Annotated in this window: 15 protein-coding genes; 8 read left to right on the forward strand and 7 right to left on the reverse strand. The window is 73.0% G+C overall.

All coding sequences use genetic code 11. From position 1 onward, the window contains the following. Window positions 1-14 precede the first annotated feature (14 nt). The 6 genes from CP982_RS22750 to CP982_RS22775 all read left to right on the forward strand — a co-directional run bounded on the left by CP982_RS22750 (window position 15) and on the right by CP982_RS22775 (window position 6,405). Window positions 15-1,598: a polyamine aminopropyltransferase gene (locus tag CP982_RS22750; protein ID WP_150512214.1), complete on the forward strand. Its 1,584-nt coding sequence runs from the start codon at window positions 15-17 to the stop codon at window positions 1,596-1,598. Between the two features lie 70 nt (window positions 1,599-1,668). Further along, window positions 1,669-2,415 (forward strand): SRPBCC domain-containing protein, encoded by a 747-nt coding sequence (locus tag CP982_RS22755; RefSeq protein WP_150512215.1) that lies wholly within the window; start codon window positions 1,669-1,671, stop codon window positions 2,413-2,415. 190 nt (window positions 2,416-2,605) lie between these two features. Further along, window positions 2,606-3,400: an aldose epimerase family protein gene (locus CP982_RS22760; RefSeq protein WP_150512216.1), complete on the forward strand. Its 795-nt coding sequence runs from the start codon at window positions 2,606-2,608 to the stop codon at window positions 3,398-3,400. A gap of 30 nt (window positions 3,401-3,430) precedes the next feature. Then, window positions 3,431-3,982: an orotate phosphoribosyltransferase gene (pyrE, locus tag CP982_RS22765; RefSeq protein WP_030682693.1), complete on the forward strand. Its 552-nt coding sequence runs from the start codon at window positions 3,431-3,433 to the stop codon at window positions 3,980-3,982. 162 nt (window positions 3,983-4,144) lie between these two features. Continuing rightward, window positions 4,145-5,167, forward strand: a complete 1,023-nt coding sequence (gene fbaA, locus CP982_RS22770; RefSeq protein ID WP_150512217.1) for a class II fructose-bisphosphate aldolase — start codon at window positions 4,145-4,147, stop codon at window positions 5,165-5,167. Window positions 5,168-5,238: 71 nt separating this feature from the next. Continuing rightward, window positions 5,239-6,405 carry a MalY/PatB family protein gene (locus CP982_RS22775; protein WP_150512218.1) on the forward strand — a complete coding sequence of 389 codons (1,167 nt, stop codon included), beginning with the start codon at window positions 5,239-5,241 and terminating at the stop codon, window positions 6,403-6,405. A gap of 13 nt (window positions 6,406-6,418) precedes the next feature. Here the strand turns inward: CP982_RS22775 and CP982_RS22780 are convergent, their stop codons facing one another. From CP982_RS22780 to CP982_RS22810, 7 genes are all read right to left on the reverse strand, one after another. Next, window positions 6,419-7,333, reverse strand: a complete 915-nt coding sequence (locus tag CP982_RS22780) for an alpha/beta hydrolase (RefSeq protein WP_150512219.1) — start codon at window positions 7,331-7,333, stop codon at window positions 6,419-6,421. 134 nt (window positions 7,334-7,467) lie between these two features. After that, window positions 7,468-8,715 (reverse strand): kynureninase, encoded by a 1,248-nt coding sequence (gene kynU / locus CP982_RS22785; protein ID WP_150512220.1) that lies wholly within the window; start codon window positions 8,713-8,715, stop codon window positions 7,468-7,470. Continuing rightward, on the reverse strand, window positions 8,708-9,562 hold the full coding sequence (locus tag CP982_RS22790) for a tryptophan 2,3-dioxygenase family protein (protein WP_229878960.1): 855 nt from the start codon (window positions 9,560-9,562) through the stop codon (window positions 8,708-8,710). The genes kynU and CP982_RS22790 overlap by 8 nt, the downstream gene beginning before the upstream one ends. Window positions 9,563-9,757: 195 nt before the next feature. Continuing rightward, complete coding sequence (locus CP982_RS22795; RefSeq protein WP_144320093.1) at window positions 9,758-10,171, reverse strand: DUF3151 domain-containing protein; 414 nt, start codon at window positions 10,169-10,171, stop codon at window positions 9,758-9,760. A 76-nt stretch (window positions 10,172-10,247) separates the two neighbouring features. Beyond that, the gene (locus tag CP982_RS22800; RefSeq protein WP_150512221.1) at window positions 10,248-10,706 is read right to left on the reverse strand and encodes a hypothetical protein; all 459 of its coding nucleotides are present in this window, start codon (window positions 10,704-10,706) and stop codon (window positions 10,248-10,250) included. Further along, a complete protein-coding gene (locus CP982_RS22805; protein ID WP_150512222.1) occupies window positions 10,699-10,905 on the reverse strand; it encodes a hypothetical protein in 207 nt (68 codons plus the stop codon). The genes CP982_RS22800 and CP982_RS22805 overlap by 8 nt, the downstream gene beginning before the upstream one ends. After that, window positions 10,902-11,372 carry a hypothetical protein gene (locus CP982_RS22810; RefSeq protein ID WP_150512223.1) on the reverse strand — a complete coding sequence of 157 codons (471 nt, stop codon included), beginning with the start codon at window positions 11,370-11,372 and terminating at the stop codon, window positions 10,902-10,904. Before CP982_RS22810 ends, CP982_RS22805 begins: the two co-directional genes overlap by 4 nt. A gap of 292 nt (window positions 11,373-11,664) precedes the next feature. On the opposite strand from CP982_RS22810, the gene CP982_RS22815 reads away from it, so the two are divergent. Both CP982_RS22815 and CP982_RS22820 read left to right on the forward strand, forming a co-directional pair. Then, the gene (locus CP982_RS22815; RefSeq protein ID WP_150512224.1) at window positions 11,665-12,516 is read left to right on the forward strand and encodes a helix-turn-helix domain-containing protein; all 852 of its coding nucleotides are present in this window, start codon (window positions 11,665-11,667) and stop codon (window positions 12,514-12,516) included. 14 nt (window positions 12,517-12,530) lie between these two features. After that, on the forward strand, window positions 12,531-13,085 hold the full coding sequence (locus CP982_RS22820; protein ID WP_150512225.1) for a class IV adenylate cyclase: 555 nt from the start codon (window positions 12,531-12,533) through the stop codon (window positions 13,083-13,085). Window positions 13,086-13,233: the final 148 nt, after the last annotated feature.

Here is a 13,233-nt window from a genome sequence, read left to right on the forward strand (position 1 = left end):
GTAGCGTTCCCAGCGTGATCGAGCCGCGTCAGCGTTTGCCCGTCACGCCCCGGACAGGCCGCTTCCTCGTCCTCGCGGGCGTGTTCATCTGTGCCGCCTGCGGACTCGTGTACGAGCTGGAACTCGTCGCCCTCGCCGCGTACTTGATCGGGGACTCCGTCACGCAGGCCTCCGTCGTGCTGTCCGTGATGGTCTTCGCGATGGGCGTCGGCTCGCTGCTCGCCAAGCGTCTGCGCTGCCGGGCCGCCGCCGGGTTCGGGCTCGTCGAGGCGGCCCTCGCGCTCGTCGGCGGGTGCAGCGCCATGGTCCTGTACGCGGCGTTCGCGTGGGCGGGCGACCGGGGCGAGATGTGGGCCAGCGGCTCCCGCTATCTCTTCGTGGTGTTCTCCCTGGCCATCGGCGTCCTGATCGGCGCCGAAGTCCCCCTGCTCATGGTGCTCATCCAGCGGGTGCGGCGGCAGGACGCGGGCGGCGCCGTCGCCGACCTCTTCGCCGCGGACTACGTGGGCGCCCTGGTCGGCGGCCTCGCCTTCCCCTTCCTGCTGCTCCCCTGGTTCGGGCAGCTCACCGGGGCGCTGCTCACCGGCGCCGTGAACGTGCTCGCGGGCGGCGCCCTCGTGCTCGGCCTGTTCGGGCGCGATCTGAGCCCGCGCGGCCGCTGGTTACTTCTCGTGGTCAACGCCGTCGTGCTCGCCGTCCTCGCCTCCGCCGCCGTCCTCGTCGACGACTTCGAGCGGGCCGCGCGCCGCGCCGTGTACGGCTCCGAGATCCGCGTCGCCGTCCACACCGGCCTCCAGGAAGTCGTCCTCACCGGCCGCGACCGGGAGTCCCTGCACCTCTACCTCGACGGCAGGCTGCGCGTCAGCGGCCGCGACGTGCGGCGCTACCACGAGGCCCTCGTCCAGCCCGCCCTGCGCGGCGGCCCCCACCGGCGCGTCCTTGTCCTGGGCGGCGGCGACGGGCTGGCCGCCCGCGAGGTCCTTCGGCACACCGGGGTGCGCCGCGTCGACATCGTCGAACCCGACCCGGCCGTCGTCGACCTGGCACGGCACGACCCGGCCCTGAGCGACCTCAACGGACACGTGTACCGGGACCCGCGCGTGCGCGTCACCCACGCCGACGCCTTCCGCTGGCTGCGCGGCCCGCACCGCCGCGTGTACGACGTCGTCGTCGCCGATCTGCCCGACCCCGGCATCACCGCGAGCACCCAGCTGTACTCGCAGGAGTTCTACGGCCTGGTCTCTCGCGTCCTCACCGACGACGGGCGCTTCGCCGTGCACGCCGGGCCCGCCGCGACCCGGCCGCGCACCTACTGGACCGTCGACGCGACGCTGCGCGCCGCCGGGTACTGGACCGAGCCCTACCGCCTCACCGGCCGCCGCGGCGCGCACGCCGCCGGGCCCGACCGCACCGCCGACCCCGGCGAGGCGCCCCGCGACTGGGGCTTCGTGCTCGCCGCCCGCGCCGAGCCGGTGCTCGGCGCGGCCCGCGGCGCCACCGTCCTGCGCGCCGGATCCCGCGCCGCCGAGCGGCTGCGGCCGTCCGACTGGCGCACCATCGAGCCGTCCACGCTCGTGCATCCGCGCTACGCCGACTGACGGCCCGCGGTACGACGGCCGGGCCGAAGTGGCGTACATCACGGCGGCGGCGTCGGTACGCTCGACTGTCATGGAGCATGAGGTGTTCGTACCGGTTCCGGAAGAGCCGCTCCGCGAGGCGCTGGCCGACCCCGAGCGGGTCGCGCGCGCGGTGCCCGGGTTGCAGCGCGACGCCGACCCAGGGCCCGACGCGCTGCCCGTCACCGGGCGGCTCAAGGTGCGCGCCGGCGGTCACACGATCACCTACCGCGGCGGCCTGCGGATCGCCGCGCGCGGCGACGGCGGGTACGCGGTGACCGGTGAGGCCCACGAGGCCCGGGGCAGCGGCGCCGTAACGTTCTCCCTCGTGCTGCGCCTGGCCGCCGCGGCGGAGGGGGGCACGCAGGTGTCCTTCAGCGGGACCGCGTCCGCGGACGGCCGGGTCGCCGAGGCCGTGAAGAATTCTCCACAGGCTGTGGAGAGTGCGGTGCGCCGGCTGCTCGCGCGGTTCGCCGAGGGGCTCGCGGCTCCCGCCGCGGACGACGAGCCGTCCGCTCCCGCCGGGGTGTCCCGCGTCTTCGACGCCGAGGTGCCGCCGCCCTCGCTCGAACCGCTCGCCGAGGTGGGGGTCGGGCCGGAGGCCGCGCACGCGCGGCGGACGATGATCGGGCGCAGCGCGGAGGAGGTCGACCACGCGCCGCCCCGGGGGCGGTACGCGCCCGTCCCCGCGCCCGAGACGCTCGGCGGCGGCGCCGCCCTGCGCTGGGCCGCACCCGCCGCCGCGGTCCTCGTCGCCTCGGCGATCGTGGTGACCAGGGCCTTGCGCAAGCGCCGCTGAGGGGCTCCGCCCCCGTGTCCGCGCTTTCGGCGCTCCGCGCCTCGTCCTCAAACGCCGGACGGGCTGAAAGATCTCCGGTGCGGGCCGCAGACGAGATCCGGTCCGCACCGGCAACCATCCAGCCCGTCCGGCGTTTGAGGACGAGGCCGAAGGCCGATCAAGCCGGTCCACTGGCGGTTAGGGTCGAAGCGTGAGCAGCGATGAGATCACTTTGGCCGCGGGTGACGCGGAAGTTTCGGTGCGGCCGGGGCGCGGGGCCCGGCTCGGGAGTCTCAAGGTGGGGGGTGTCGAGCTGCTGCGGCAGGGGGAGCGGTACGGCTGCTTCCCGATGGTGCCGTGGTGCGGCCGGGTCAGGGAAGGCCGCTTCCTGAGCGGCGGCCACCCCCACCAGCTGCCGCTCAACTCCCCGCCGCACGCCATCCACGGCACCGGCAGGGACACCGCGTGGAAGACCGCCCGGGTCAGCGACCGCGAGGCCGTGTTCACCTACGACCTCGCGGACCCGTGGCCCTACTCCGGCCGGGTCACGCAGATCGTCGAGCTGACGGAGAGCGCCCTGACGCTGCGGATGTCCGTGGAGACGTACGACGACTCCTTCCCGGCGCAGGCGGGCTGGCACCCGTGGTTCAACCGGCGGCTCACCGCCGACGGCGAGGACGTCCGGATCGCCTTCGACGCGGCCTGGCAGGAGCGCCGCGGCGACGACCACCTGCCCACCGGCGAGCGCGTCGACCCGCAGCCCGGCCCCTGGGACGACTGCTTCGGCATGCCGGACGGCGTCGACGTCACCCTCACCTGGCCGGGGCAGCTGGAGGTGAATGTGGCCAGCCGCGAGGAGTGGGTCGTCGTGTACGACGAGCAGGAGGCCGCCGTGTGCGTGGAGCCGCAGACAGGACCGCCCAACGGCCTGAACACCCTGCCGCGCCTGGTCACGCCCCTGGAGCCGCTGGAGACCTCGACCACCTGGACCTGGCGGCGGCTCTGAAGGCCCGGCCGCGCCCTTAAGCTCGTAGCCATGACGAACGACGTACGCGGCGACCTGCTGCGGCAGATCAAGGACAAGGCCGTCGTGCACGGCAAGGTGACCCTCTCCTCGGGCCTGGAGGCCGACTACTACGTCGACCTGCGCCGCATCACCCTGGACGGGGAGGCCGCCCCGCTCGTCGGGCAGGTGCTGCTCGACCTCACGAGCGAGCTGGAGTTCGACGCCGTGGGCGGCCTGACGATGGGGGCCGACCCGGTCGCCGCGTCGATGCTGCACGCGGCCGCCGCGCGCGGCCGGCGCCTGGACGCCTTCGTGGTGCGCAAGGCCGCCAAGGCGCACGGCCTGCAGCGCCGTGTCGAGGGCCCGGACATCAAGGGGCGGCGCGTCCTCGTCGTCGAGGACACCTCCACCACCGGCGGCTCCCCGCTGACCGCCGTGGAGGCCGTGCGCGAGGCCGGCGCCGAGGTCGTCGGCGTGGCCACGATCGTGGACCGGGCCACCGGCGCCGATGTGAAGATCACCGAGGGCGCCGGGGTCCCGTACCTCTTCGCGTACTCCAAGGACGAGCTCGGGCTCGACTGAGTCCGCGGACCGAGCAAGTCCAGTAAGTCTGGAAAGATGGGGGCGACGACATCGCCGTCGCCGCCCCCGGGCTCCCCGTACGTCTCAGGGATCCCTAGACACCCCAGGTCAGGGCCAAGCAGCACAGCAGCACTCACCCCGCACATCACAAGGAGCGGACACATGCCCATCGCAACCCCCGAGGTCTACAACGAGATGCTCGACCGGGCGAAGGCAGGCAAGTTCGCCTACCCGGCCATCAACGTGACCTCGTCCCAGACCCTGCACGCCGCCCTGCGTGGCTTCGCGGAGGCGGAGAGCGACGGCATCATCCAGATTTCCACCGGTGGCGCTGAGTTCCTGGGCGGGCAGCACAGCAAGGACATGGTGACGGGCGCGGTGGCCCTCGCCGAGTTCGCGCACATCGTCGCCAAGAAGTACGACGTCACGATCGCGCTGCACACCGACCACTGCCCCAAGGACAAGCTGGACACCTACGTCCGCCCGCTGATCGACGTCTCGGCCGAGCGCGTCGCCCGCGGTGAGAACCCCCTCTTCCAGTCCCACATGTGGGACGGCTCCGCGGAGACCCTCGCCGACAACCTGGCCATCGGCCAGGAGCTGCTCGCCAAGGCCGCCGCCGCGAAGATCATCCTTGAGGTCGAGATCACCCCGACCGGCGGCGAGGAGGACGGTGTCACGCACGAGATCAACGACGAGCTGTACACCACCGTCGACGACGCGCTGCGCACCGCCGAGGCCCTCGGCCTGGGCGAGAAGGGCCGCTACCTCCTCGCCGCGTCCTTCGGCAACGTGCACGGCGTCTACAAGCCGGGCAACGTCGTGCTGCGCCCCGAGCTCCTGAAGGACCTCCAGGAGGGCGTCGGCTCCAAGTACGGCAAGGCGTCCCCCTTCGACTTCGTGTTCCACGGCGGCTCCGGCTCCACCGCCGAGGAGATCGCCACCGCCCTGGAGAACGGCGTCGTGAAGATGAACCTCGACACCGACACCCAGTACGCCTTCACGCGTCCCGTCGCGGACCACATGTTCAAGAACTACGACGGCGTCCTGAAGGTCGACGGCGAGGTCGGCTCGAAGAAGACCTACGACCCGCGCACCTGGGGCAAGCTGGCCGAGGCCTCCATGGCCAAGCGCGTGACCGAGGCGTGCGCCGCGCTGCGCTCCACGGGCACGAAGCTGAAGTAGTCCACCGCTCGACGGGCCCGGCACTCCTCGTGGGTGCCGGGCCCGTCGGCGTACCCGAAGGGAAACCGCCCGTGGCGTACGACTTCGACACCCCCGTGGACCGGCGCGGCACCTGGTGCGTGCAGTGGGACGGCATCCGCGACCGGTTCCCGGTGCCCGACCTGCTGCCCTTCACCATCTCCGACATGGACTTCCGGTGCGCGCCCGAGGTGCTCGACGCCCTCCAACAGCGCCTCGCACACGGCGTGTTCGGCTATACCGACTGGCGCAACGACGACTTCCGTGGCGCGGTGCGGGACTGGTTCAAGAGCCGCTACGACACCGACGTCGACCCCGCCTCGCTGGTCTACGCGCCCTCCGTGCTCAACCAGATATCCCAGCTCCTGCGGATGTGGACCGAGCCGGGCGAGGGCGTCGTGGTGCACACCCCGACGTACGACGGCTTCCGCAAGGCGGTCACCGGCCTCGGCCGGGAGCTGCGCACCGTGCCGCTCGACGATCCCGGATTCGCCGCCCTCGACGCCGCGTTGGCGCGCGCCGACAGCCGCGTCCTCATCCTGTGCTCCCCGCACAACCCCACCGGCCGGGTGTGGACCGACGCGGAGCTGGCGCGGACGGCCGAGCTGTGCGAGCGGCACGGAGTCGCCGTCATCAGCGACGAGATCCACGCCGACCTCACCCACGAGGGGCACGTCCACCGGCCGTGGACCCAGTACGGACGCGGCCGCTGGGCCCTCGTCACCTCCGCGACGAAGTCCTTCAACTTCCCGTCCCTGAGCGGGAGTTACGGCATCATCGGGGACCCGGGCGACCACGCGGCCTTCGTCCGCCGCATGGACACGGGTGAGGGCCTCGCGTCCCCCGCGGTGCTCTCGCTGACCGCGCACATCGCCGCCTACCGCGAGGGCGGGGCCTGGCTGGACGCCGTCCGCGGCTACGCCCACGCCAACCTGCGTCTGGTGGCCGCCACCCTGAACGAGGCGTTCCCCGCCCTGGCCTTGCGGCCCCCGCAGGCGGGCTATCTGGCGTGGATCGACCTCCGCCCCGTCCTCGGCGAGACGCGCGACGAGGCCCTCCAGGGCCACCTGGTGCACCGGGAGCGGGTCGCGGTCATGCCTGGCGCCGCCTACGGCGCCCCCGGCTTCGTGCGGATGAACGTGGGGTGCCCGGGGGAGAAGGCGAAGGCGGGAGCGGAGGCGCTGGTGCGGGCGGTGCGCGCGGTGGCGTCGGAAGGCTAGCGGGAGCGGCGGCTCAGAACGCCAGCTGGGCGATCTCCTCCGCGACCACCGCGCACGCGTCCGCCGCCGGGTCGATCAGCGGGAAGTGGCCGACGTCCTCCAGGAGCGTCAGGCCGACGACCTCGCCCGCCTTCGCGGCGGCGTCGGCGTAGGCCTCGGCGACCGCCTGGGGGACGACGATGTCGGTGCGGCCCTGGACGACGGTCGTGGCGATGCCGGTGGGGAGCAGCGCGGCGGGGTCGGCGTGCGCCAGGCGCTCGGCGAAGCGGGTCTCCGTCGCCGCCGCCGTCGGGCCCTCGGCGTCCAGGAGCTGGCGTACGGCTCCGGAGCAGACGCCGAGCTCGTCGGCGGCGCGGAAGTCCGCGATGGGGGCGAGCGCGACGACGCCCCGCAGCGGCGTGGGCCGGGCCGTGCGCCACGGCGACCCCTCCGGCAGGACGTGCCGGGCCGCCGCCCACAGGGCGAGGTGGCCGCCCGCCGAGTGGCCGGTCACCACGGTGCGGCGCGCGTCGGCGACGGGCAGCGCCGCCCGGGCAAGGGCGGGCAGCGCGTCGAGGGCGGCGGCCACGTCGTCGAAGGTCTCCGGCCAGCGCCCGGCCACGGGCCCGGCGGCGCCGCCCTGCGCGGGGACCGGGCCCGAGGAGGAACGGCCCCTGCGGTACTCGACGTTGGCGACGGCGAAGCCCCGCCGGGCCAGGAAGTCCGCGAACGGCGTGATGTGCTGCCGGTCGTAGGGGCCCCGCCACGCCCCGCCGTGCAGGACGACGACGAGCGGCGCCGGGCCTTCGCCGCCGCGCGGCGCGTAGAAGTCCACGACCTGGTCCGCGTGCGGCCCGTAGGCGGCGGTGGCGTCCGGCCGCACCGCGGGGTGCGCGAAGGCGGACTGCTCCTCGGCGGCGTCCCGCGCCACGGCGTCGTCGTCCGGCATGCGGTGACCTCCCAGCTCGGCGTGGTGCGGGACCGCCGGGCGCCGGTGACAACGGACCGGCGCCCGGCGGGCGTTCGCGGACGAGTCCGGACCGGCCGCGCGGGCGGGCCATGATCCAGATTCGCCGGACGTTATCAGGTATCCCGGTCGCCCTCGGGGCCCAGCTCCCCGAAGCCGCCGAGAATCCCCCCGAGCACCCGCGCCGCCCGCTCCGTGTCCGCGAACGACACGTACAGCGGGGTGAACCCGAAGCGCAGCACGTCCGGTGCGCGGAAGTCGCCGACCACGCCCGCCGCGACGAGCCGCGGCATCACCTCGCGCGCGTCCGGGCAGCGCAGCGCGATCTGGCTGCCGCGCTCCGCGTGCGCGGCCGGGGTGACGGACTCGACCCGGCCCTCGGGCACGTACGCCGCCACACACTCCAGGAAGAAGTCCGTGAGCGCCAGGGACTTGGCCCGTACGTCGTCGAGCGAGACGCCGTCCCAGACGTCGAGGGCCGCCTCCAGGGCGAGCAGGGACAGGATGTCCGGCGTGCCGACCCGGCCGCGCACCACGTCGGCGGCGGGTTCGTAGTCGGGCCGCATGCCGAACGGGTCGGTGTGCGAGTTCCAGCCCGGCAGCGGCGAGTCGAAGCGGGACTGGAGGTCACGGCGTACGTACAGGTAGGACGGCGAACCCGGGCCGCCGTTCAGGTACTTGTACGTGCAGCCGACCGCCAGGTCCACGCCGTGCTCGTCCAGGGCGACGGGCAGCGCGCCCGCCGTGTGGCACAGGTCCCACACCACGCGGGCGCCCGCCGCGCGCACGGCCGCGGTGAGCCCCGCCATGTCGTGCAGGCGGCCCGACTGGTAGTCGGCGTGGTTGAGGAGGACCGCCGCCGTGCGGGGGCCGAGCAGGCCCGGCACGTCAGCCGGTGCGGCCGGGACCAGACGGCAGCCGGTGAGGCGGGCGGCGGACTCGGCGATGTACCCGTCCGTCGGGAACGTGGTGGCGTCGACGACGACCTCGTCGCGTGCGGGGTCGTCGGCCTGGGCCATGCGCACCGCCGCGACGACCGCCTTGAAGACGTTCACGCTCGTCGAGTCGGAGACGACCACCTGGCCCGGTCCGGCGCCGATGAGCGGGGCGATCCGCTCCCCGACCCGCTCGGGCGCGGTCCACCAGCCGCTCTCCTCCCAGGAGCGGATGCGCAGGCCGCCCCACTCGCGCGTGACGACGTCGGCGACCCGGCCCGCCACGTTCGCGGGCAGGGCGCCCAGGGAGTTCCCGTCCAGGTACACCGTGGCGTCGAGGACGAACTCCTTGCGCTTGGCGGCCAGGCCGTCGGCGGCGTCGAGGGCGGCGGCCCGCACGCGCAGGTCTGCTTCCCTCGGCTCAGACATGGCTGCGCGCCGTCCACAGCTCGGGGAACACGTGCTTGGTGGCGCGCTTCTCCAGCCAGGCCACGCCCGCGGAGCCGCCGGTGCCGGTCTTGGCACCCATGGACCTGCGGGTGGCCACCAGGTGGTCGTTGCGCCAGCGCCACACCAGCTCGGCGACATCGGTCAGGGCCTCGCCGAGACGGGCCAGGTCGGAGCTGTCGTCACCGGAGTAGAGCTCGGTCCACACGGCCTCCACGCGGGGCGACGGCTCGTACTTGGCGGCCACGTCGCGGCCGAGGACCTCGGCGGGGACGTCGTACCCGCGGTGCGCGAGCAGCCGCAGCACCTCGTCGTACAGGCTCGGCTCCTGGAGGGCCTTCTCCAGCTCCGCGTGCACGCGCGGCGTGCCGCGGTGCGGGACCAGCATGGACGCGGACTTCTCGCCGAGCAGGAACTCCATGCGCCGGTACATCGCCGACTGGAAGCCGGAGCCCTCGCCGAGCGAGCCCCGGTAGGAGTTGAACTGGCCGGGGGTGAGCTGGCCGAGCGGCTTCCAGGAGGCGTTCAGGGCCTCCAGCTCGCGCACGGACCGCTTCAGGGCGGCCACCGCGGTCGGCACGTCGTCGTCGCGCAGGGCGCGCGCCGCGGTCTCCCACTCGTGGACGATGACCGTGAACCACAGCTCCATCACCTGGGTCGTGACCAGGAAGACCATCTCGCCCGGGTCGTCGGAGCGCAGGTGCTGGAGGTGGGTGAGGACGTCCGCCTTCACGTAGTCCTCGTACGGCGTGCTTCCTGCGAAGTCGAGGTTGGGGCTGTCGGGACTCTGGTCGGGCGTCTCGCCGGGCATCTGCTGTGTCTCGTTCATCTCGTGAGTCTCGTCTGCCGTGCTCGCCTCGTGGGACATCGCTGTCTCCTAGATGCGTGATCCGGGTAGCGGTCCGCCCCTGCCGGTACCGACACGGGGGCCCCGGTCCCCACCCGCATCCTCCGCAACATCCCCGGAAACGGCAAGACCTGCCTGGTCACGCAGGGTGGCCCAGGCAGGTCCGCGACGGCGGGGCTAGCCCAGGGTGTCCGCGGCCGTCGCCGAGGAGTCCCGCAGGAACGTCGAGCAGCGCTCGTACTCCTCCTGCTCGCCGATCGCCTGGGCCGCGCGGGCCAGGCCGTGCAGCGCCCGCAGGAAGCCGCGGTTCGGCTCGTGCTCCCACGGCACCGGGCCGTGGCCCTTCCAGCCGGCCCGGCGCAGGGCGTCCAGGCCCCGGTGGTAGCCGGTGCGGGCGTACGCGTACGACTCGACGACGCGGCCCGCCTCGAACGCCTCGTCCGCGAGGCGCGCCCACGCGAGCGAGGACGTCGGGTACTTGGCGGCGACGTCGGCGGCCGCCGTGCCGCCCGCGAGCAGCTCCCGGGGCTCCGGGTCGTCGGGCAGATGGGTCGGGGGCGGTCCCCCGAGCAGGTTCTCGTGAATGGCCATGGGCTCCAGTCTGCTCCATGCCACCCCGCGGGGGCGCGCCCCGGTCCCGGTCCTGCGGCCTGAAGGTCTGGGGGCGCTATGAGGGTGGGCGAGGGAGGGGGCAGTCACGGGCGTGGAGGTAGCCGAGCACCGGACCGTCCGGCCGTTCCCAGAGGTAGGGGCGGACCAGCTCGCCGGGGGCGATGTCGGTCTCGCAGGCGCAGCACCGCATCGGCGGCTGGCCCGCCTCCTCCCGCACGGCCAGGTGCGCTGCGCCGAGGGCCTCGCCGCGATCGCAGGGACCGGTTGGGCACCGCAGGCAGGTGATGCCGTGGTCGTACCAGTCGAGGTAGGTCCTCAGGGACCGCGTCTTGCTCTCGCAGCAGGACAAGCAGCCGTGCGGCCGGGCGGGACCGGGACTGCCGAGGTCGATCCCTTCGCCGGGGCGCAACGCGTGTCGGCACCACACGCACGCGGCGCCGGACAGCTGTGTCGGAGTGAGCGTGTGGATCTCGGGCAGGACGCGCAGCAGCACCACCGGAGCGGGTTCAGGCACCCTGGCCTCCCCTGGCCGGGCCCGTGGGCGTGGTGGCCCTGCGGTCCCCCTCGATCCAGGCGGCGTGCAGGCGGGCGCCTTCGGAGCAGTCGGCGAGGATGCCGAAGTGCCGGTGCGGGCAGGTGTCGAGGTGGTTTCGGTAGGCCTCGTACGGGCCCATCGGTTCCTGGCGGCCGGTGTAGTCGTCGAAGTCGGTCATCGTCGGCCCGCCGTCGGTAGTGGATCGGCTGTGGCGAGCAGCGTGTGCAGGGCCGCGACGTCGCACAGGTTCCCGGGGTGTTCCGGCGGCACCACCCACGTCATCAGGTAGGCGATGTGTCCCACGCGGGGGACGCCGAGGTAGGTGCCGGTGCTCAGGCGGGCCTCCGGGCCGTCCCATTCCGCGCCGGGGGGCACCAGGAAGTAGTACGCGCCCAGCGGACTCCGCAGGTCCCGGATCACCGGGCCGCGAAGCCAGTCCTTCAGTGCCGCGGCCACCGTGGCAGGCTCCTCGCCTGCGACTGCGGCGTGCACCCGCGCAGCAGGCACACGTACGGCGTCGAAGCGGCGTCCGAGCGGGATCATCGCGACGTAGGCGTCCGCCCACTCCCGCCGGGCCCTGCTCGGCAGCGGGTGGGCCTGAGCGAGCCAGTCAGCGATGAGTCTGTTCTCCGCTTGCGTGTTCACCGGACTGCCTCCGGTCGTTGGGGGGCCGCCACCCACCGGCAGGGGATCGCTCGACACGCGGGATCGTTCGGTAGGCCCCGTGCCCGGTCGTTGCTTCTCGGCGCTGGCACGGGGGCCGCACTCTCGCCCATGTCGACTCCTCGGTAGTCGGCCACGCCCCGGGGTCGGTCGCTCGGTCGCCGGGGTCCTTCGTAGTCAGGCCAGGATCTTGTGACGCAACGTGGTTGCTCGATCCCCTGCCGGTAATCTCACGGTGGGATGACTTTCCATCTCGTGGTGAGCAGGGAGTGCGATGCCGATCGCGTCGGGGCCCATTGAGTTACCGGATTGGGCGTGGGAGCGCGCCGAGGTACGGGAAGCCCTCAGAGGTCGCGCCATAGGAGCTGTGTTCCGGTACGTGCAGCAGTACACGGGAGCAAGCCAAGCCCGTATCGCAGCGGCCGTCGGGATGACGCAGGCCCGCGTCAACGAGATCATCAACGGTCGGCGTGAGGTGAGCAGGCTCGACGTGTACGAGCGGATCGCCGACGGCCTGCACATGCCCGACGACGCTCGCCACCTTCTCGGGCTGGCCGCCGGTCGCGAGAAGCGCAGCGGGGGTGCCGCCTTCGACCTGGCCGCCTTCCCAGAGGTCGTGCGGGTCTACGCGGCACAAAGGTCGGCAGCCGAAGAGATCCAGCAGTTGGCCCATGAAACCGACGAGTTGGACGTGCTGGCCGTACGCGGCCTCGGCCTGGTCGGGCTGAACGACAGCCTGCTTCGTGCCTGCCTCCCGCGAGATCAAGGTGGCAAAGGGCTGCGGGTCCGGGTCGCGCTGCTCGATCCCGACAGCGCGGCCCTAGCGCGGCGGGCAGCCGAGATCGGCGAGTCCACAGAGTCGTTGGCGTCGGGGGTCCGGCTCACCGAGGCGCGGCTGCGGGAGCTGGCGGACACCTGCGACATCAGTGTGTGGCGGTACGGCATGCTGCCGACCTGGCGCCTCATCCGGACGGGCGATGTGATGTTCGTGGGTGCGTTCGACAAGGGGTGGGAAGGGCATGAGTCGGCGACGTACAAGGTGATGGCGACGCCACACGGACCGCTCTTCAGGGGGTTCCGCAGGATGTTCGAGGCGGTCATCGACGGCGCGCAGCGCACTGTCTGACGGAAGGGGAACCGGTGATCGAGGCCGAGCTGAAGGCGCGAGTGCGCGCGCCGGAGACAGTCATGGGCGAACTGGACAAGCGGGCGCCCGCTCGCGTTGAGGTGTACCGGGACACCTACTACGACCGGCCCGACGGCTCGCTGGAGGCGGCGGACCAGGAGCTGCGCGTACGTACGGTGCACGGGCCGGAGAGCACGCGCACGGTGCTGACGTTCAAGGACGCGTCGGTCGATGAGGCGTCCGGATCCAAGCCGGAGCACGAGATCCTCGTCGAGGGCGTGGAAGCAGCGCACGCGATTCTTCGGGGCCTTGGCCACGTGGTGGTCATCGCGTTCGAAAAGCACTGCTGCAACTACGAGTTCGAGGCGAGAGGGCGGCAGATGCTGGCGACTCTCGTACGCGTCCCCGAACTCGACGGCGTGTTCCTGGAGGTGGAAACACTCGTGGAGGAAGCCGAGTTGGGCGATGCCCTGACAGACATCCGGGCCGTGCTCGCCGAACTCGGCATCGATGATGACGACCTCACGAAGGAGACGTACACAGGGGCGGTAGCTGCTCAGCGAATGTGACCCCGGACGACCGAAGGATCCTTCGCCAGTTCGCCCCGACGCACGGCGCTCGCTGGTGGCGCCTCGTGGAACCCTGCCTGGGTGAGGGCGGGTGGTGGGACCGGCCCGTCTGATGGTGCTTGGCTTCGGTGTGAAGCCCTGCGCGTGG

It is taken from the genome of Streptomyces spectabilis (assembly GCF_008704795.1).
Lineage (GTDB): Bacteria > Actinomycetota > Actinomycetes > Streptomycetales > Streptomycetaceae > Streptomyces > Streptomyces spectabilis.